The following is a 19900-nucleotide window of genomic DNA, read 5'->3' on the forward strand; positions in this document are numbered from 1 at the left end:
CCGCGGGCCTTCAGCGCGTGCGCAAAAGGCCCATGATGTCCTTGGTGCGGTCCAGGATCGGACGCGCGATGGCCTCGGCCCGGTCGGCACCGTCGGCCAGAACGCGGTCGATCTCGGCCGGGTCGGCCATGTAATCCGACATCGCCTTGGTGATCGGCGCCATGGACGCGACGGCGACCTCGGCCAGGGCGGGCTTGAAGGCGCCGAAGCCCTGACCCTCGAACCGGGCCAGCACCTGGTCGACCGTCTCGTCCGACAGGGCGGCATAGATGTTGACCAGGTTGCGCGCCTCGGGGCGGTCCTTCAGCCCGTCCGCCGAACCGGGCAGGGGGTCCGCATCGGTCCGCGCCTTGCGGATCTTCTGCGCGATGGCATCCGCATCGTCGGTCAGGTTGATCCGGCTGGCATCCGAGGGGTCGGATTTCGACATCTTCTTCGACCCGTCACGCAGCGACATGACGCGCGTGGCCACGCCCTCGATCAGCGGCTGGGTGATGGGGAAGTGATCGACCTTGTAGTCGTGGTTGAACTTGGCGGCGATGTCTCGCGTCAGCTCCAGGTGCTGCTTCTGATCCTCGCCCACGGGAACCGCCGTCGCCTGGTAGGTCAGGATGTCGGCCGCCATCAGCGCCGGATAGGCCAGAAGCCCGAGCGAGGCGTTCTCGCTGTTCTTGCCCGCCTTGTCCTTGAACTGCGTCATCCGGTACATCCAGCCGACGCGAGCCACCGTGTTGAACAGCCACGCCATTTCGGCATGCGCGCTGACCTGGCTCTGGTTGAACAGGACCGATTTCGCCGGATCGACGCCCGCCGCCATGAAGGCCGCGGCAGCCTCGCGGATGCGCATCCGCAGCTGCTCGGGTTCCTGCCAGACCGTGATGGCGTGCAGGTCCACCACGCAATAGATCGTCTCGGCCTCGCTGCCCTGCAGGGCCGCGAAACGCTTGAGCGCGCCAAGATAGTTTCCGAGCGTCAGCCCGCCCGAGGGCTGGATCCCCGAGAAGATGCGCGGGCGGAAGGTGCTGTTTTGGGGTTCGGACATGACCGGCCTGCCTTGGAATTTCCTGGCCGCTGGCTTAGCGGTTGGCCGGGCCTTCCGCAACCTTCAAGGAAATTCAATGCGTCCCGGACTGACCGAATCCCCGCTGAACCCCTTGCCGCCGGTGATCTGGCTGCTGACCCTGCCCGTCATCGCGACCGAGGCGATCTTCGCGCTTGGCGGCATCGGCCTGATCGGCGGTGCCGAGGGGGTGGGCCTGCGCCTGACCGCCATCCGCATGGCCGCCCTGCCGCCCGAGCTGATCCAGCGCGCACCGCAATTCCTGCAGCAGGCCCCGTCCGAGTTCTACCGGCTGTTCAGCTATGCCTTCGTGCATGCCTCGTTGACGCATGCGCTGTTCGTCGCGGTCTTCACGCTGGCGCTTGGCAACCTGGTCGCGCGGAACTTCCGCCCGGCGGCGGTCGTGGCGCTGTTCTTCGGTTCGGCCATCGGGGGGGCGGTCATCTATTCGCTGCTGCTGGCGGCGTTGGGGCTGCAGAACGCGCCGCTGATCGGGGGCTATCCCGCGGTCTATGGCCTCGTGGGGGCGTTCACCTTCCTGCTGTGGACCAAGCTGGCCGCGGTGAACGCCAACCGGATGCGGGCATTTTCGCTGATCGGCATGCTTCTGGTTTTCCAGCTGGCATTCGGGCTGGTCTTCGGGGGCGCGGGCCTCGGTTGGATCGCCGAGGTCGCGGGCTTTGCCACCGGCTTCGCGCTCAGCTTCGCGCTGGTCGATGGCGGCATGGCCCGCGCCCTGCGGCAGATCCGGCGGCGTTAACCCCGCCGGACCGCGGCCTTCAGCTCGGACGGGCGATAGCCCCCGATGACGAAGGCCAGCGCGAAATAGATCGCGGCGCCGCCGAACACCAGGATCGCAAGCGACGCCGCGCGCCCCAGGGAACCCGCTTCCAGCCAGGCGCGCATGACCCACAGCGCCCCCGCCATCAGCGCCGATGCGGCCAGAAGGCGGGGGAAGGCGCGGACCAGCTTGGCGTCCGCGCGGGCCGCCTGGCCCATCGCGCGGGTGCCCCACCACAACTGCCCCACCATGACCCAGGCCGCGATGGTCGTGCCCAGTGCCGCCGCAAGGAAGCCCACCAGCGGCATCAGGCCGAAGGCCACCGCCGCGTTCACAACCATGGAAAACAGCGCGAAGCGGAAGGGAGTGCGCGTATCCTCGCGCGCGAAATACAGCGGTTGCAGGATCTTCTGCAGCACGAAGGCGGGCAGGCCAAGGGCATAGACGACCAGCGCCGCCGCGGTCTGCTGCGTGTCGAAGGCGCTGAAGGCACCACGTTCGAACAGGGTCGAGACCATCGGGTCCGCGATCACCGCAATCGCGAAGGCCGAGGGCAGGGTGAGGAACAGCCCGAACTCGGTCGCGCGGGAAAACGCCTGCTGGCCGCCCGCGTGATCGCCCGCGCGCAGCCTGCGCGCCAGTTCGGGCAGCAGGACGACCGCGACCGCCGCGCCGACCACGCCAAGCGGCAGCTGGTACAGCCGGTCGGAATAGGACAGCCAGCCGATCGCGCCCTCGAACCGCGAGCCCACCTGGCGGCCGATCAGCAGGTTGATCTGCACCACGCCACCGGCGAAGGCGGCGGGCAGGGCGACGGCGACCAGGTGGCGCATCTCGGGGGTCATGCGCGGGCGGCGGGGGCGGAAGGTCCAGCCCGTCCGGTGCGCGTCCCACCAGACCAGCGCCAGCTGCGCGATGCCGGTGACGGGCGTCGCCCATGCCAGCGTCAGGCCCAGGTCCCAGCCCTGCCAGCGGCCAAGATACATCGCCACGATGAACAGCAGGTTCAGCAGCACGGGCGCGGCCGCCGCCGCCGTGAACCGCCCGTTCGCGTTCAGCACCCCCGAGATCATCGAGGCCATCGAGATCAGCAGGATATAGGGGAAGGTGATGCGCCCGTATTCGACCGCCAAGTCGAAACGCTCATCCCCCTGGAACCCCGACGCCATCAGCCAGACGAGGCCCGGCATCAGGATCATCGCCACCGCCGACAGGACCAGCACCACGGCGAACAGCCCCGAGAACGCCTGCTGCGCGAAGCGCTGCGCCTCGTCCCGATCCTCGAGCTTCTTCGAGAACATCGGGATGAAGGCGGTGTTGAACGCGCCCTCGGCGAAGAAGCGGCGGAACATGTTGGGCAGCGACAGCGCGATCAGGAAGGCCTCGGCCATCGCGCCGGTGCCCAGCCATGCGGCCATCAGGATGTCGCGCACGAAGCCCGACGCGCGCGAGATCAGCGTCCAGATTCCCACGGCCAGGAATCCGCGCACAAGTCCGGTCTTCATGTATTCGGTGCCTCTGCCCGTTTCACGCCGTCGATGATCGCGGCGCGCAGTCTCTTTTCCAGGGCGTCCCGCTTGGACGCGCTGTGCAGCTTCAGGCCGAACATGTCCTTGACGTAGAAGCTGTCGACGACCTGCGCGCCATAGGTGGCGATCACCGCGCTGACGATCTGGATGTGGTTCGACGCCAGCGTCCGCGTCAGGTCGTACAGAAGTCCCGGACGGTCGCGGGTATCGACCTCGATGATGGTATAGATGTCGCTGCCTTCGTTGTCGAAGGTGACATGGGTCGGGAACTTGAATTCCCGGTTGCGCTTCTTGGGCTTGTCGCGGCTGGCGAATGCCTCGCGGGCGACGATCTCGCCCATCAGGGTGCGCAGGATGGTCTGGCGCAGCTTGGGCAGACGATCCTCGGCGAAGGGGTGGCCGTCGGCATCCTGCACCCAGAAGACCGCCGTGGCATACCCGTCGCGCGTGGTATAGGTCCGCGCATCGACGACATTCGCCCCGGTCAGGGTCAAGGCCCCCGCCAGCCGCGAGAAGATGCCCGGATGGTCGGCCAGCACGAAGGCCGCGCGGGTCGCGTCGCGGTCGGCATCGGCCTGCAGGTCGATGCGGATCTCGTCCGGGCCGACCTCGCGCAGCAGCTCGGCGAAGACGGCGTGGGTCTGGGTGGGCAGGCCCGGCCAATAGGCGTCGTAATGGCGGGCGGCCTCGGCGCGGATGGCCTTCGCCTCCCAGCCCTTGGCCAGCAGCATGTGCTTGAGCGAACGCTTGGCCTCGGCCAGGCGCTTGTCGCGGTTCAGCTCCTCCAGCCCGTTTTCCAGCGCGGCCGCGGTCTCGCGGTGCAGCGTGCGCAGCAGGGCGGCCTTCCAGTTGTTCCAGGTCCCCGGTCCGACGCCGCGGATGTCGCAGACCGTCAGCACCAGAAGCAGGTCCAGCCGCCTGCGCGTCTTCACCGCCTTGGCGAAATCGCGCAGCGTGCGGGGGTCGGCGATGTCGCGCTTCTGCGCCACGTCGGACATCAGCAGGTGGTTGCGCACCAGCCATTCCACCGTGTCGATATCGTCCTGCTGGAACCCGAAGCGCGCCGCGACCCTGCGCGCGATGCGCGCGCCCAGGATCGAGTGATCTTCATTCCGGCCCTTGCCGATGTCGTGCAGCAGCGTGGCCAGGTACAGCACGCGGCGGTTCACGCCTGCGTCGATGATCTCGGACGACAGGGGCAGATCCTCGATCTGCTCGCCCCGCTCGATCTGGGCCAGGGCCGCGACGCATTGGATCGAATGTTCGTCCACGGTATAGTGGTGATAGACGTTGAACTGCATCATCGCCACGACCGGCTCGAATTCCGGGATGAATGCGGCCAGCACGCCCAGCTCGTTCATGCGGCGCAGGGCGCGTTCGGGGTTCCCGTGCTTCAGCAGCATGTCCATGAAGATCGAGATGGCCTCGGGGTCGGCCTGCACCTTCTCGTCCAGCAGATGCAGGTTCGCGGCCACGAGGCGCATCGCGTCGGGATGGATCAGGGTGCCGGTGCGCAGCGCCTCCTCGAACAGGCGCAGCAGGTTCAGCGGATCCGACAGGAACTCGGCCTCGGTCGAGAACGAGATGCGGCCCTGCACGTCGGCAAAGCCCGCGCGCATCTTGCGGCGCCTGCGGAACAGCCTGCCGAAGATCGGCGCGGTGCGGACATGCTGGTTTTCAAGCGCCGTCAGGAAGACGCGCGTCAGCTCGCCCACCCCGGTCGCGTGGCGGAAATAGTCCTGCATGAAATACTCGACGCCCCGACGCGCGGCGGTGTCGGCATAGCCCATGCGGCGGGCGACCTCGACCTGCATGTCGAAGGACAGCACATCGACCGGACGGCCCGCGATCAGGTGCAGGTGGCAGCGCACGGCCCAGAGGAAATCCTCGGCCTGCCAGAACGCCAGATGCTCATCGCGCGAGAAGACGCCCAGATCGACCAGCTCGACCGCGCGATCGACGCGGTGGATGTATTTCGCGATCCAGTACAGGGTCTGAAGGTCGCGCAGGCCGCCCTTGCCCTCCTTGACGTTGGGTTCGAGGACGTATCGCTGGCCGCCCTGGCGCGTGTGGCGCGCGGCGCGTTCGTCCAGCTTGGCCTCGATGAATTCGGGGATGGTGCGCTCGAACAGCTCGGACCACAGGCGGTGGCGCAGTTCCTCGGCCAGGGGGGCGTGACCGGTCACCAGGCGGTGTTCCACCAGCGAGGTGCGGATGGTCATGTCGCCTTCGCCCAGCCGCAGGCAGTCGTCCACGCTGCGGATCGAATGGCCGATCTTCAGCTTCAGGTCCCACAGCATGTAGAGCATGGATTCGACCACGCTCTCGGCCCAGGCGGTGATCTTCCAGGGGGTCAGGAACAGCAGGTCCACGTCGGACTGGGGCGCCATCTCGGCGCGGCCATAACCGCCGACCGCAAGGATCGCCAGCTTCTCGGCCTCGGAGGGGGTGTGCAGGGGGTGCAGGTGCGTCGTCGCGACGTGGTGGACGGCAGTGACGATCACGTCGGTCAGTTCGGCCGTGGCGCGCACGGTCTCTCGGGCGGCGCGGGGGTGGGACAGGAAGCCCGCCTCGACCAGGGCCATGCCGTCCTGGCGCAGCTGGCTCAGAAGCGCGACCGTGCGGGCGCGGATCTGCTTGGGTTCGGAAACATCCGCCAGCTCGGCATCCAGCCGGGACAGGACGGTCGGGGTGTCGAACAGGTCGGACGCCCCGGTCGGAACCGGGGCGTCGTCTGCGTCGGGCTTGGCTGTCATCTTGGCGGTCTGGTCCTGTTGTTACGACCCGAAGCCGCGCGCGGTCTGCGGGGCGGGGTCCAGCACGACCAGCTGGCCGTTGCGGATGGTCGCGACCGACAGGCCGCGCTGGATGGTCCGGTCGCCCTTCAGCCGGAAGATGCCGCCCACGCCCGCAAAGCCCGCGCGCTGCGTCAGCGAGGTCGAGGTCAGCGCATTGCGCCGCCCGCTGCGTGCAAGCGACGCGATGGCCGCCACGCCGTCATAGGACAGCGAGGCCAGCGGATGGGGCTGTTCGCCATGGGTCTGGGCATAGCGGGCCTCGAACTGGCGCATCAGGCCCTGGTCGGGGATCGCGAACCAGCCCTCGGCCAACTGGGCCTCCGAAAGGCGGCTGGCGGGCTGGTCCCAACGGGTCAGGCCCATCATCTGGGTCGCGGGCGAACGCACGCCCGCATCGGCCAGCTGCTGGGTCAGATAGGGCAGGACGGCCTGGTGGTTCGCGGTCATGAAGACCGAATCCACGTTGCCCGATTTCGCGGCCTCGGTCACGCGCGGGACGATGGCGTCGATCCCGGTCACCGAAACCGGATGGTTGATCCGGCCCGCGATGCGTGCGCCGTTGCGCGCGGCGGCGGTCTCGATCGCGGCACCGCCCAGCTGGCCCGCGACGTCATCCTCGGCGACGATCAGGACGTTGCGCTTGCCCTGCTTGACGCCATAGCCGACCAGGCGGTCCGCGATGTTCTCGAAGCTGTTGCCCAGGATGAAGACGTTCCCACCCGCGACCTGCGTGTTGTTCGAGAATGTCAGGACGTTCACGTTGCGCGGGGCCATCGCGTTGCCGACCGCGTTCGCACCCTCGGCGAACAGCGGGCCGAGGATGATCTGCGCGCCGGCATCGACGGCGGCATTCGCCTGCGCCACCGCGGCCTCGGTCGAGGCGCCGGTGTCGTAGATGCGCAGGTCGATCGAGGCGCCCTGCGCATCCGCCGCCGCCATCCGGGCCGAGTTCTTGAGGCTGCGCGCCAGCCATTCCAGATCGGCCGAGCCGGTGCCCGCAGGGGCCAGCAGCGCCACGCGCACCGGCTGCGAAGGGTCGATCAGCTGGCCGGTTTCGGGGCCGGATGCCTGTTCGGTCATCGCGCCGGGTTCGCAGGCGGCAAGGAACAGGGCCGAGATCACGGCGCCCGCGCGGGTCAGGCCCCTGCGCAGCCCACCCGTGGCGGTCCGGCTTGTGGTGGATGCGAACATGTGAAACTTCCCCCGTTGAACTATTGGTTTTGCAAGTCCTCGGGCGCAGACTATGTCCGGTGCGTGCCGATGGCAACGGCACGGCACCCACGCGGGGCCAAGACGAAGGAAAGATGTCATGGAACGTTCAGCCCAGCCCGAAGGCGCCCGCCCCATCGCCGCCCGGATCGAGGCCGCGCGCATCGACCCCGGCCTGCACCTTGTCGCGACGCCCATCGGGGCTGCGCGCGACATCACCCTGCGTGCGCTGGACGTGCTGAACAGCGCCGACATCCTTGCGGCCGAGGATACGCGCGTGCTGCGCCACCTGATGGAGATCCACGGCATCCCCCTGCGCGGCAGGCGGCTGATCGCCTATCACGACCATAACGGCGCGCGCGCGCGTCCAGCGTTGATCGGCGCGCTGAAGGAAGGCGCAAGCGTCGCCTATTGTTCCGACGCGGGGACGCCGCTGGTGGCCGATCCCGGATACCGCCTGGCGCTGGACGCGACCGAGGCCGGTGCGCGGGTCCATGCGCTGCCCGGGCCTTCCGCCGCGCTGGCCGCGCTCAGCCTGTCGGGGCTGCCCTCGGACCGGTTCCTGTTCCTGGGCTTCCCGCCCTCGACCGAGGCTGCGCGTCGGACATGGCTGCGGACATGGCTGGCGACCGACGCGACGCTGATCCTCTACGAAAGCCCGCGCCGCGTGTCGCGCACCCTGGCCGAGCTGGCCTTGCAGGATCCCGACCGCGCCATCGTCATCGCCCGCGAACTGACCAAGAAGTTCGAGGAGGTCATCCGCGGCACGGCCAGCGACCTTTCACAGGATCCGCGCATGGACAGCCTCAAGGGCGAGGTCGTGATGCTGATCGACCGCCCCGGCGAGGTCGAGATCAGCGAGGAGACGCTGGACGACGCCCTGCGCGACCGCATGGGCCGCATGTCCGTCAAGGACGCCGCCAAGGAGGTTGCCGACAGCCTGGGGATGGCCAAGCGCGACGTCTATCAGCGCGCGCTGGCCCTGTCGCGCGACGAATGATGCGCGCGGCCCGCGGGACGACCGCGAACCTGTCGGGCGCCATGGCCGAGGATGCGGTGCTGCGCGAATATCGCGCGCAGGGGGCCGAACTGCTGGCCCGCCGCTGGCGCGGGCGCAGCGGAGAGATCGACCTGATCCTGCGGGCGGACGCGACCCTGATCTTCGTCGAGGTCAAGTCCGCCGCGACCCATGACGCCGCCGCCGAACGCATCCGACCCGCACAGGCCGGCCGCATCATGGGCGCCGCCGAGGAATACCTGGCCGCCACCGGCAGGCCGCTTGCGACCGAGATGCGCTTCGACGCGGCGCTGGTCGATGCCACGGGCCGCGTCGCGATCCTTCCCGACGCGTTCGCGGGTTTCTGACCCCGCAATCTTGCATCCCGCCCGCCCGAGCGCCAAATGTCACCCCGAATGATCAGGAGCGCAGCATGAGCCTTTACGTCGCCCTTCAGATGGACCCGGTCGAGGCCGTGTCGATCGATGCCGACAGCACCTTCCGCATCGGCCTCGAGGCCGAGGCCCGCGGGCACCGTCTGTTCCAGTACACCGCCGACCAACTGCGCTATGACCAGGGGCGCGTGATCGCGCGCGGTCGCCCGATCACGCTGCGCCGCAAGCAGGGCGATCACGTGACCTTCGGCGAATGGGCCGAGGTGGACGTGACCGAGTTCGACGTGGTCTGGCTGCGGCAGGACCCACCCTTCGACATGGCCTATGTCACCTCGACCCACCTTCTGGACCGGGTGCATCCGAAGACGCTGGTCGTGAACGACCCGTTCTGGGTGCGCAACTGCCCCGAGAAGCTGATGGTCCTGGACTTCCCCGACCTGACCCCGCCGACCATGATCGCGCGCGATCCGGCCGCCTTCCGCGCCTTCCGCGAACGCCATGGAGAGATCATCGTCAAGCCGCTCTATGGCAACGGGGGCGCGGGCGTGTTCCACCTCAAGCCCGGCGATCCGAACCTGTCCTCGCTGCTGGAGACCTTTGCCGGCATCAACCGCGAACCGATGATCGCGCAGAAATACCTGCCCGCCGTGGTCAAGGGCGACAAGCGGATCATCCTGGTCGACGGCGAGCCCGTCGGCGCGATCAACCGCGTCCCGCAAGAGGGCGAGGCACGTTCCAACATGCATGTCGGCGGCCGCGCCGAGAAGATCGGCCTGACCGAGCGCGAATACGAGATCTGCAAGATCATCGGCCCGACCCTGCGCGAGAAGGGCCTGATCTTCACCGGCATCGACGTGATCGACGGCTGGCTGACCGAGATCAACGTGACCTCTCCGACCGGGCTGCAAGAGCTGGAGCGTTTCGACGGGATCAACGCATCCGCCGCGATCTGGGAGGCGATCGAGCGTCGCCTGTCCGAACGCTGAGCCCTCAGCCTGCCGCGAATGGCAGGCGATAGCTGATGGCCTCGGCCAGATGCGGGGTGCGGACGGCCTCGGCGCCGTCCAGATCCGCGATGGTGCGCGCGGTGCGCAGGATGCGGTGGTATCCGCGCGCCGTCAGCCCCAGCCGGTCGGCGGCCCTGCGGATCAGCGCCTGACCCTCGGCATCGGGGCGCGCGACCTGTTCCAGGATCGCGCCGGTGGCCTCGGCATTGACCGAGACGCCCGGCTCGGCGGCATAGCGTTCCGCCTGGACCTGCCGCGCCTGCGCGACCCGATCCGCGATCACGACCGAACTGTCGCCATCCGCGCCGCCTTCCAGATCCTCGATCCGCGTCGCGGGAACCTCGATCCGCAGGTCGAAGCGGTCCATCAGCGGGCCGGAGATGCGCGAGAGGTAATCCTGCCCGCAGGTCGCGGCCTTGGGACAGGCCCGCGCGGCATCCGCCAGATGCCCGCAGCGGCAGGGATTGGCGGCGGCCACCAGCAGGAACCGGCAGGGATAGCTGACGTGACGGGCGGCGCGGGCGACCATGACCTCGCCCGTCTCGATGGGTTGGCGCAGGCTCTCCAGCACCTGGCGGGGATATTCGGGCAGCTCGTCCATGAACAGGACGCCGTGATGGGCAAGGCTGATCTGGCCGGGCCGTGCGGACCGCCCGCCGCCCACGATGGCCGCCGGGGACGCGGTGTGATGCGGTTCCTGGAACGGCGGCTGACGAGAGATGCCGCCCGCAGGCAGGATGCCCGCGACGGAATGGATCATGGATGTGGCCAGCGCCTCGGACGGGGTCAGCGGGGGCATGAGGCCCGGAAGACGCGATGCCAGCATCGACTTGCCCGCGCCGGGCGGGCCGACCATCAGCAGGTGGTGACGCCCTGCAGCGGCGATCTCCAACGCGCGCTTGGCGCGTTCCTGGCCGCGCACCTCGGACAGGCATCCGCGTGTCGGGTCCTCTCGCAGCATCCCCGGCTGAGAGGGGGAAAGGGGTTTGCGGTCGCTCAGATGATCGACGACGGATCGCAGCGTCGTTGCGCCGAAGACGGGAACGGTCTGGATCCATGCCGCCTCGGGGCCGCAGGCGGCGGGACAGATCAGGCTGCGGTCATCCTCGGACGCGGCGACGGCTGCGGGCAGGGCGCCCGCCACGGGGACCAGCCGTCCGTCCAGCGACAGCTCGCCCAGGGAAACGCAGCGCGCGACATCCTCGGGGGGGACGATCTTCAGCGCGGCCAGGATCGCCAGCGCGATGGGCAGGTCGAAATGCGACCCCTCCTTCGGCAGGTCCGCAGGCGAGAGGTTCACCGTCAGCCGCTTGCTGGGCAGGGCGATGGACATGGCGCCAAAGGCCGCACGCACACGCTCCTTCGCCTCGGACACCGCCTTGTTGGGCAGGCCCACGATCGAGAAGCCCGGCAGACCCGCCGCAACGGAGCACTGCACCTCTACCAGGCGGGCATCGACGCCTTCGAAGGCGACGGTATAGGCGGTGGCGACCATTCTGTTCCCCAGGGTTTCGGGGAATGGTAAGGCCGGATGGTTAAGGCATGGTTAAAAGCCGCGTAGTTGTTTGATCCTACGGTTTGATTGTGCGATCCTTTCCCAACAGCGGAAGGATGCCCTCTGGGACAAGTTCATCATGGAAGCGCCACGACCACGCACGCCGTCAGAGCAGCAATAGTGAGGGCGGCCCGCCACCGGTCCGAGGGCCTGCCCGAATGATCGCAAGCTTCGAGCGCGACGCTGAGCCGGAAGCTGGGATCAATCCCAGGACAGTTGCAAAGTGGCGCAAACGGCAGACGGTGGATGATCTCAAGACCGGCCCAAAGGAGCCACGTTCGACGGTCCTCACGGAGGCTGAGGAGGCGGCCATCGTCGCGTTTCGGCGCCACACGCTGCTCCCGCTCGATGGCGCTGCGCTTGCCTCTATGCCCTTCAGCCGACCATCCCACGCCTGACACGCTCAGCATTGCATCGGTGTCTACAGCGGCATGGCATCTCACGCCTGCCCGACATCGAGGGCGACAAACCGAGGCGGTCGAAGTTCAAACGCTATCCGATCGGCCCTCGCCATTGCCCTCGGAGCAGTGGTGGACATTGGCTCGATCCACATGGACATCGCCGAAGTGCAGACCGCTGAAGGCAAGTTTTATGAATAGCCCCGAGTTTCTTAGACGCCTTCACGTCTGATCTTCTGCTGCCGCTCGAACTCGGCGGGCGACAACATCCCATTCCTCGCATGTTTGCGTTTCGGTTTGTAGAACATCTCGATGTAATCGAACACGTCCTGCCTTGCGTCTTCGCGTGTCCGGCAGGTTCTGCGCCTGATCCGCTCGCGCTTGAGCAGGTTGAAGAAGCTCTCGGCAACGGCGTTGTCATGGCAGTTGCCGCGGCGGCTCATCGAATGCTCAAGATTGTGGGCGCGCAGGAACGCAGCCCAATGCACGCTGGTGAACTGACTGCCCTGATCTGAATGGATCAGCACCTTGTTCTTCGGCTTGCGCCGCCAGACGGCCATGAGCAGGGCCTGCAGGACGACATCTGTCGTCTGTCTGCTTTGCATCGACCAGCCGACCACGCGCCGGGAATACAGGTCGATGACCACCGCAAGGTAAGCGAACCCCTCTTGCGTCCGGATGTAGGTGATGTCGGTTACCCAAACCTTGTCCGGAACCTCGACATCAAACTGCCGGTCGAGGGTGTTGTCGACCACGACCGACGGCTTGCCGCCATAGCTGCCGGGGCGGCGCTTGTAGCCGATCTGTGCCTTGATCCCCGCCTGTTGCGCCAGTCGGGAAACGCGGTTCGGACAAATGCTTTCGCCCTGTTCGACCAGATCGTCATGCAGCTTGCGGTAGCCGTAGACCTTGCCACTCTCGGCCCAAGCCTTCTGCAGCAGTTCGGTCTGGCGCCTGTCTTCCTGCGCCCGCTGGCTCAGCGGTGTCTTCAGCCACGCGTAGAACCCGCTCGGCTGGATACGCAGGCACCGGCACATCGCCCGCACCGAAAACTGACCCCGATGCTCGGCTACGAACGCCGTCGCCAGCGGGCTCGAACCGGTGGGCCTCGCTGGCTCCACTCACTTTGCATCCTTGGCGAAATACGCGGTGGCCTTTTTTTAGGATGTCGCGCTCCTCCGGCACCCGGACCAGCTCACGCTTCAGCCGACGGATCTCGGCGTCCTTCTCCGTGTCACCCGACACCGCCTTCGCGAACTTGCGCTTCCAGGCATAGAGCGAGTGCGTGCTCACACCCAGCCGTGCCGAAACTTCCTTTGCCGGATAACCCCGTTCCGTGATCTGCGCGACAGCATCGCGCTTGAAGTCGTCAGTGAAATTGCCCGTGCCCATCATGGCCTCCTTGCCTCAAAGTTAGCGAAAAAGGCGTCCACGAAACATGGGGCTATTCAATCAGCGCTTTGCCATCACCTCACGACTCGCGCCTCACCATCTCAAAGCCTTGCCGGTCCGATACCGACGCGGCTGGTCTCTTACATTTTCAGGCTGGGGTGGCTCTGCAACTGCCGCCACGGGCAATCAGCGCCCAGATTGTTCGGGCCATGCGGTCGGCCAGCGCTACGGCGACCACTTTCACCGGCTTGCGGACAAGCATTCGGTCGAGCCAATCAGGTGCCGGTCCTGACGAACCCACTCGACACCCTCGCCGCGCGCTGATCTGCGCCATGGCGCCGAGGTAGAGTAGCCTCCGCAGGTATCGATTACCGGCTTTGGATATTCGTCCGAGCTTCTCCTTCACGCCGCTGGAATGTGCTCGCGGCGTGAGGCCGAGCCATGCTGCGTAGTCACGCGCAGTGCGGAAAGCGGCCACGTCGGGGGTGGTGGCTGCGAATGCGCTGGACGAGATCGCCCCCCCCTGGCACCGTTGCCAGCCGCTCAAGCGCCGGGATCGCCGCAGTGGGCACATCGCGGGCCGCCTCGAGTGGTCGATCAACATTATGAATACCCTTTTCAACGACAACCCCGAACTCGCTTAGACACCGATGCAATGCTGAGCGTGTCAGGTGTGGGATGGTCGGCTGAAGGGCATAGAGGCAAGCGCAGCGCCATCGAGCGGGAGCAGCGTGTGGCGCCGAAACGCGACGATGGCCGCCTCCTCAGCCTCCGTGAGGACCGTCGAACGTGGCTCCTTTGGGCCGGTCTGGAGATCATCCACCGCCTGCCGTTTGCGCCACTTTGCAACCGTCTTGGGATTGATCCCCAGCTTCCGGCTCAGCGTCGCGCTCGAAGCTTGCGATCATTCGGGCAGGCCCTCGGACCGGTGGCGGGCCGCCCTCACAATTGCTGCTCTGACGGCGTGCGTGGTCGTGGCGCTTCCATGATGAACTTGTCCCAGAGGGCATCCTTCCGCTGTTGAGAAAGGATCGCACAATCAAACCGTAGGATCAAACAACTAGCCGCCCGTATGGCTCATGTGGCGGGTCATCTGGCCGCCGACGGATTGCCGGGAATAGTCGAAATCGTGGCCCTTGGGCTTCAGCGCGATCGCATTGCGGATCGCGTCGCGGAGGGGGGCGTCGTCGGAATGGGCGCGCAGGGGTGCGCGCAGGTCGGCGCGGTCCTCTTGGCCCAGGCACATGAACAGCTCTCCGGTGCAGGTCAGGCGCACGCGGTTGCAGCTTTCGCAGAAATTGTGGGTCAGAGGCGTGATGAAGCCGATCTTCTGGCCGGTCTCCTCCAGCCGGACATAGCGGGCGGGGCCGCCGGTGCGTTCGGGCAGGTCGGTCAGGGTGTAGCGCTCGGCCAGGCGGGCGCGCAGGTCGGACAGGGGCCAGTACTGGTCCAGCCGGTCCTCGCCACCCAGATCGCCCATGGGCATCACCTCGATGAAGGTCAGGTCGTGGCCTTCATCGGCGCACCAGCGGGTGATATCGAACAGCTCGTCCTCGTTGACGCCCTTCAGCGCCACGACGTTCAGCTTGACCCGCAGGCCCGCATCCCTGGCGGCGCGGATGCCGTCCAGGACCTGGGGCAGGCGGCCCCACCGGGTGATCTGCGCGAACTTGCCCGCGTCCAGCGTATCCAGCGAGACGTTGACGCGCCGGACGCCGCAATCGAACAGCTCTTGCGCGAAGCGGCCCAGCTGGCTGCCATTCGTGGTCAGGGTCAGTTCTTCCAGCCCGTTGCCCAGGTGGCGCGACATGTTGCGGAAGAAGCCCATGATGCCGCGACGCACCAGCGGTTCGCCGCCGGTGATCCGCAGTTTCTGCACGCCCATCCCGACGAAGGTGGAACACAGGCGGTCCAGTTCCTCTAGGGTCAGCAGCTCGGCCTTGGGCAGGAACTGCATATGCTCGGCCATGCAATAGACGCAGCGGAAATCGCAGCGATCCGTGACCGACACCCGCAGGTACGAGATCGGGCGGGCGAAGGGGTCGATCAGCGGGGCTGGATGCGGCATCTGGCTCATGCGGTGCAATCTAGGCATGCGGCGCGCCGCTCACAAGCGCGGGCGTGATCGTGGCGGTGGTGGACCTTTCGCTGCGGCGCGTGCAATCTGGCCGCCAAGCCTGATGAGGAGATCCTGATGCGTATCGGAACCATGGCGACAGTCCTTGGCCTTGGCGTGATGCTGGCCGGCTGCGCGCAGATGACGCAGACCGGCGCAAGCGCGCCCGACGCCAAGCCTGAAGCGACCCCAGCCACGGCAGAACAGGTGTCCGCCGCCACCGCGATCACTCGCGCCCCGGCGCCGCGTCCTGCGGCCCGCGCGACGGTCGCACAGCTGGACACGACGACGCCCGAACAGCGCGCCGCCGCAGCCGAGGTTCCGGCCGAGGCGTCGGAGAAGAAGCTGGGCACGACCGTAGGCTCGCTCGGGAACCCGACCGAGGGAGGGCTGTGGATGAAGACCCCGCTGGTCAAGTCCCGCACGCCGGGGCGCATCGTCTATCCGGCGAACGGCAAATCGGCCAAGGTCGAGCTGATTCCCTTGACGACCGGCGGCAGCGGCAGCCAGGTTTCCCTGTCCGCGCTGCAGTTGCTGGGCGTGTCCCTGACGGATCTTCCGACGCTGGAAGTTTACTCGGGGTCCTGATCCGGCTGATCCGGCTGGTCCTCGGCGACCTTCTCGGCCGGTTTCCACGCTGCGGCCCGTTCGGGGTCGTGGCGTGCAAGATCGGACAGCAGCGCCGCGACCGCCTGGCGCACCGCGCCGTTGCTGTCGTGATGCAGATGCGCGGCCCATTCCAGCGCGCGGTCGCGGATCGCGATATCGGCGGGCTTGGGGTGGTTCATCTTGGCCCAGTGGTTCGTCATGGTCATCAGCAGGCGCCGCTGTAGCGGGTTGCGCGATTCCATGAACGGCTCCAGATCGCCAAGACGTGCCGGATCCGACGCCAGGCGGCGCTGACCTGCCGCCGCGACCGCATCCGCGATGTCCAGCGCATCCACCGCGGGCGCCCATTCCAGGATCGCGGCCCAGGCATCGTCATCCGGGCGCATCCGCGCCTGCAGCAGCAGCTTGGCGGCGGCGATGCGGGCCTCGTGGATGTCGCTTTCCCACAGCGTGCGTGCAAGGGCCACGCGTTCCTCGGGGGTCAGGGCCGCGCGCCATCCGGCCACCAGCGGCTCCAGCTGGGCGGGCGCGATGCCAAGCGTCTCGCGATCGCGCTTGTGGCGGGCGGCCATCTTCGCGGCGCGGTCGGCGTCGCCCAGGGCGCGCAACTGTTCGATTTCCTGCATTCGGGGTCCTTTCCGTTTGGGCCCTTCTAGAAATCCCGCGCCCTCGCGGCAAGAAGGTGGTGGAAGCGCCGCGCGCCCCACGCTAGAAGCGCTTGCGTTAACACGAGGTAGCCCCATGTCCCATTCCGCCGAACCCCGTCCGATGACCTCTGGCAAATGCGGCCCGCTGTCGGGTGAGGCGCAGGTGCCCGGAGACAAGTCGATCAGCCACCGCGCGCTGATCCTGGGCGCGATGTCGGTGGGGCAGACGCGCATCACGGGCCTTCTGGAAGGGCAGGACGTGCTGGACACCGCCAAGGCGATGGAGGCGTTCGGCGCCACCGTCACGCGCCACGGTCCGGGCAGCTGGACGGTGGACGGCGTGGGCGTGGGCGGCTTCGCCTCGCCCGAGGGGGTGATCGACTGCGGCAACAGCGGGACGGGCGTGCGCCTGATCATGGGTGCGGTCGCCACCACGCCGATCACCGCGACCTTCACCGGCGATGCCAGCCTGTCGCGCCGCCCCATGGCGCGCGTGACCGACCCGATCGCGGAATTCGGCGCACGCATCACCGCACGCGAGGGCGGGCGCCTGCCCATCACCATCGAGGGCGCTGCCGATCCCGTTCCCGTCACCTATCGCACGCCGGTCGCCAGCGCGCAGATCAAGTCCGCGATCCTGCTGGCCGGTCTGAACGTCCCCGGCGAAACCGTCGTGATCGAGTCCGAACCCACCCGCGACCATTCCGAACGCATGCTGGCGGGCTTCGGCGCCGACATCCGGGCCGAGACGACGGCGGACGGCCATGTCATCACCCTGCAGGGCCGCCCCGAGCTGCGCGCCCAGGACGTGGCCGTGCCGCGCGATCCCTCCAGCGCGGCCTTCCCGGTGGCGGCTGCCCTGATCGTTCCGGGGTCCGAGATCCGCGTGCCGGGCGTCAGCCGCAACCCGACGCGCGACGGCCTGTACGTGACGCTGCTGGAAATGGGCGCCGACATCACCTTCGAGAACCCGCGCGAGGAAGGCGGAGAGCCGGTCGCCGACCTGCTGGTGCGCCATGCGCCCCTGAAGGGCGTGACCGTCCCCGCCGAACGTGCCGCCAGCATGATCGACGAATTCCCGATCCTGTCGGTGATCGCATCCTATGCCGAAGGGACGACCGTGATGAACGGCGTGGCCGAGCTGCGCGTGAAGGAAAGCGACCGCATCGACGCGATGGCCCGGGGCCTTGAGGCGAACGGCGTGAAGGTCGAGGAGACGAAGGACAGCATGACCGTCCACGGCACCGGCAGCGTTCCGGGCGGCGCGCAGGCGGTGACCCATCTGGACCACCGCATCGCGATGTCCTTCATGGTGCTGGGCCTGAATGCCCAGAACCCCGTCGGCATCGACGATGCGGGACCGATCATGACCTCGTTCCCGGATTTCGTTCCGCTGATGGAACGGCTGGGCGCCAGCTTCGGGTAAGGAAAAGGGGGCCGCGGCCCCCTTCTTCATGCGCTGGCCTTCATCGGGTATCCGAGGGCTGCCAGCGCGGCCTCGATCTCGGTCAGGATGGCGGGATCGTCGATGGTCGCGGGGGTCGTCACCTCGTGCCCGTCCGCGATCTTGGCCATGACGGCGCGCAGGATCTTGCCCGAGCGCGTCTTGGGCAGGCGGTCCACGATGCAGGCGAGCTTGAAGCAGGCGACGGGGCCGATCCGGTCGCGGACCATGGCGATGGCCTCGGCCACGACATCCTCGGGCGGGGTGGTGACGCCCTTCTTGAGACACAGAAGCCCAAGCGGGATCTGACCCTTCAGCGCGTCCGCGATCCCGATGACCGCGCATTCCGCGACGGCGGGGTGGGCGCCCAGCACTTCCTCCATCGCGCCGGTCGACAGGCGGTGGCCCGCGACGTTGATGACGTCGTCGGTGCGCGCCATGATGAACAGGTATCCGTCATCATCGACAAAGCCCGCATCGCCGGTCTCGTAATACCCCGGAAAGCGTTCGAGATAGGCCTTGCGGAAGCGCGCCTCGGCATTCCACAGCGTCGGCAGCGTGCCGGGGGGCAGGGGCAGGCGGATCGCGATGGCGCCCAGTTCGCCCGCAGGCATCGGCTGCCCCTCTGCGTCCAGCACCTGCACGTCGTATCCGGGCATCGCGACGGCGGGGCTGCCCTTGCGGATGGGCAGGGTCTCGATCCCCAGGGGGTTCGCGGCGATGGCCCAGCCGGTTTCGGTCTGCCACCAGTGGTCGATGACGGGGATCTTCAGATGATGCTCGGCCCAGGTGATGGTGTCGGGATCGGCGCGTTCGCCCGCAAGGAACAGGGCCTTCAGGCACGAGATGTCATGGCCGGGGATCATGCGCCCTTCGGGATCGTCGCGACGCACGGCCCGGATCGCCGTCGGCGCGGTGAAGAAGCTCTTGACCCCGTGCTGCGCGATCACCCGCCAGAAGGTGCCCGCATCGGGGGTGCCCACGGGCTTGCCCTCGAACACGATGGTCGTGGCCCCCGCGATCAGCGGGCCATAGCAGATATAGCTGTGACCGACGACCCAGCCCACGTCCGAGGCCGCCCAGAACACGTCGCCCGCCCCGATGTCGTAGATGTTCGACATGCTCCAGGCCAGGGCGACGAGGTGCCCCGCCGTGTGGCGCACAACGCCCTTCGGCTGACCGGTCGTCCCCGAGGTATAGAGGATGTATGCCGGATGGTTTCCCGCCACCGGCACGCAGTCGGCGGGTTCGGCATCGCGGGTGATGCGGTCCCAGTCCAGGTCGCGCCCCTCGATCAAGGACGCGGGTTCCTGTTCGCGCTGCAGGATCACGCAGAATTCGGGCTTGTGCCGCGACTGTTCGATCGCGCGGTCCAGAAGCGGCTTGTAGGGCACGATGCGTCCCGGTTCGATCCCGCAGGACGCCGCGATGATCGCACGCGGTTGCGCGTCGTCGATCCGCACCGCCAGTTCGTGAGAGGCGAAGCCGCCGAACACGACCGAATGGATCGCGCCCAGCCTTGCGCAGGCCAGCATCGCGACCAGCGCCTCGGGGACCATCGGCATGTAGATGATCACGCGGTCGCCCGACCCGACGCCGCGTTCGCTCAGCGCGCCCGCCAGCCGCGCGGTGCGGTCCCGAAGTTCCGCATAGGTCAGCCGCGAGATGCTGCCCGTGATCGGGCTGTCATGGATGATCGCGATCCGGTCGCCATGGCCCGCCGCGACATGGCGGTCCACCGCGTTCCAGCAGGTGTTGACCATGCCGTCGGCGAACCATTCGCCCGCCGGACCCTGGTCGAAGAATGCGGCCGACGGCGCGTGATCCCAGTCGATGGCCTGCGCGGCGGCGGTCCAGAACCCCTCGGGGTCGGCCTTCCACGCATCATGGATGTCGCGATACGACATGGCAGTTCCTCCCTCTCCCTTGCGGGTATCCTAGCGCGGGAAAGGGGGCGTCGGGC

General features: G+C 67.7%; 14 protein-coding genes and 4 pseudogenes. 7 read left to right on the plus strand and 11 right to left on the minus strand.

Going from position 1 to position 19900, the window contains the following annotated elements; all coding sequences use genetic code 11:
- Nucleotides 1–10 precede the first annotated feature (10 nt).
- Nucleotides 11–1042 carry a tryptophan--tRNA ligase gene (trpS, locus tag QMZ16_RS07535; protein ID WP_282602765.1) on the minus strand — a complete coding sequence of 344 codons (1032 nt, stop codon included), beginning with the start codon at nucleotides 1040–1042 and terminating at the stop codon, nucleotides 11–13.
- 76 nt (nucleotides 1043–1118) lie between these two features.
- Here trpS and QMZ16_RS07540 point away from each other — a divergent pair, with 76 nt between their 5' ends.
- Entirely contained in the window at nucleotides 1119–1820 is a 702-nt protein-coding gene (locus QMZ16_RS07540; RefSeq protein ID WP_282602766.1) for a rhomboid family intramembrane serine protease, read from the plus strand.
- On the opposite strand, the gene murJ is transcribed toward QMZ16_RS07540, so the two are convergent.
- The 3 genes from murJ to QMZ16_RS07555 are packed head-to-tail and all read right to left on the minus strand — an operon-like array spanning nucleotide 1817 to nucleotide 7359.
- Nucleotides 1817–3346, minus strand: coding sequence for a murein biosynthesis integral membrane protein MurJ (murJ, locus tag QMZ16_RS07545; protein ID WP_282602767.1), 1530 nt, complete (start codon nucleotides 3344–3346; stop codon nucleotides 1817–1819). The two genes, QMZ16_RS07540 and murJ, sit on opposite strands and share 4 nt — an antisense overlap.
- Nucleotides 3343–6126 carry a [protein-PII] uridylyltransferase gene (locus tag QMZ16_RS07550; protein WP_282602768.1) on the minus strand — a complete coding sequence of 928 codons (2784 nt, stop codon included), beginning with the start codon at nucleotides 6124–6126 and terminating at the stop codon, nucleotides 3343–3345. Before QMZ16_RS07550 ends, murJ begins: the two co-directional genes overlap by 4 nt.
- A gap of 21 nt (nucleotides 6127–6147) precedes the next feature.
- On the minus strand, nucleotides 6148–7359 hold the full coding sequence (locus QMZ16_RS07555; protein ID WP_282602769.1) for a penicillin-binding protein activator: 1212 nt from the start codon (nucleotides 7357–7359) through the stop codon (nucleotides 6148–6150).
- Between the two features lie 118 nt (nucleotides 7360–7477).
- On the opposite strand from QMZ16_RS07555, the gene rsmI reads away from it, so the two are divergent.
- The 3 genes from rsmI (at nucleotide 7478) to gshB (ending at nucleotide 9755) form a co-directional block, all read left to right on the plus strand.
- Nucleotides 7478–8377, plus strand: a complete 900-nt coding sequence (rsmI, locus tag QMZ16_RS07560; RefSeq protein WP_282602770.1) for a 16S rRNA (cytidine(1402)-2'-O)-methyltransferase — start codon at nucleotides 7478–7480, stop codon at nucleotides 8375–8377.
- Entirely contained in the window at nucleotides 8374–8742 is a 369-nt protein-coding gene (locus QMZ16_RS07565; RefSeq protein WP_282602771.1) for a YraN family protein, read from the plus strand. Before rsmI ends, QMZ16_RS07565 begins: the two co-directional genes overlap by 4 nt.
- Nucleotides 8743–8807: 65 nt before the next feature.
- A complete protein-coding gene (gshB, locus tag QMZ16_RS07570; RefSeq protein WP_022706634.1) occupies nucleotides 8808–9755 on the plus strand; it encodes a glutathione synthase in 948 nt (315 codons plus the stop codon).
- Between the two features lie 4 nt (nucleotides 9756–9759).
- On the opposite strand, the gene QMZ16_RS07575 is transcribed toward gshB, so the two are convergent.
- Nucleotides 9760–11271 (minus strand): YifB family Mg chelatase-like AAA ATPase, encoded by a 1512-nt coding sequence (locus QMZ16_RS07575; protein ID WP_282602772.1) that lies wholly within the window; start codon nucleotides 11269–11271, stop codon nucleotides 9760–9762.
- A gap of 210 nt (nucleotides 11272–11481) precedes the next feature.
- On the opposite strand from QMZ16_RS07575, the pseudogene QMZ16_RS07580 reads away from it, so the two are divergent.
- Nucleotides 11482–11924 (plus strand): annotated as a pseudogene (locus tag QMZ16_RS07580) (hypothetical protein); the annotation flags it as partial.
- Between the two features lie 17 nt (nucleotides 11925–11941).
- On the opposite strand, the pseudogene QMZ16_RS07585 reads toward QMZ16_RS07580, so the two are convergent.
- The 4 genes and pseudogenes from QMZ16_RS07585 to moaA form a co-directional block, all read right to left on the minus strand.
- Nucleotides 11942–13121 (minus strand): annotated as a pseudogene (locus QMZ16_RS07585) (IS3 family transposase).
- Nucleotides 13122–13269: 148 nt separating this feature from the next.
- A pseudogene (locus QMZ16_RS07590) lies at nucleotides 13270–13666 on the minus strand (transposase); the annotation flags it as partial.
- Nucleotides 13667–13762: 96 nt separating this feature from the next.
- Nucleotides 13763–14124: pseudogene (locus QMZ16_RS07595) on the minus strand (hypothetical protein); the annotation flags it as partial.
- 57 nt (nucleotides 14125–14181) lie between these two features.
- Nucleotides 14182–15189 carry a GTP 3',8-cyclase MoaA gene (gene moaA, locus QMZ16_RS07600; protein WP_282602773.1) on the minus strand — a complete coding sequence of 336 codons (1008 nt, stop codon included), beginning with the start codon at nucleotides 15187–15189 and terminating at the stop codon, nucleotides 14182–14184.
- Between the two features lie 126 nt (nucleotides 15190–15315).
- Here moaA and QMZ16_RS07605 point away from each other — a divergent pair, with 126 nt between their 5' ends.
- On the plus strand, nucleotides 15316–15825 hold the full coding sequence (locus QMZ16_RS07605) for a hypothetical protein (RefSeq protein WP_282602774.1): 510 nt from the start codon (nucleotides 15316–15318) through the stop codon (nucleotides 15823–15825).
- On the opposite strand, the gene QMZ16_RS07610 is transcribed toward QMZ16_RS07605, so the two are convergent.
- Entirely contained in the window at nucleotides 15810–16472 is a 663-nt protein-coding gene (locus tag QMZ16_RS07610) for a DNA alkylation repair protein (protein WP_282602775.1), read from the minus strand. The genes QMZ16_RS07605 and QMZ16_RS07610 overlap by 16 nt on opposite strands.
- 115 nt (nucleotides 16473–16587) lie before the next feature.
- Here QMZ16_RS07610 and aroA point away from each other — a divergent pair, with 115 nt between their 5' ends.
- Nucleotides 16588–17919: a 3-phosphoshikimate 1-carboxyvinyltransferase gene (aroA, locus tag QMZ16_RS07615; RefSeq protein WP_282602776.1), complete on the plus strand. Its 1332-nt coding sequence runs from the start codon at nucleotides 16588–16590 to the stop codon at nucleotides 17917–17919.
- Between the two features lie 26 nt (nucleotides 17920–17945).
- Here the strand turns inward: aroA and QMZ16_RS07620 are convergent, their stop codons facing one another.
- Complete coding sequence (locus QMZ16_RS07620; protein WP_282602777.1) at nucleotides 17946–19844, minus strand: propionyl-CoA synthetase; 1899 nt, start codon at nucleotides 19842–19844, stop codon at nucleotides 17946–17948.
- Between the last annotated feature and the right edge of the window lie 56 nt (nucleotides 19845–19900).

This window comes from Paracoccus sp. PARArs4, assembly GCF_947311865.1.
Lineage (GTDB): Bacteria > Pseudomonadota > Alphaproteobacteria > Rhodobacterales > Rhodobacteraceae > Paracoccus > Paracoccus zeaxanthinifaciens.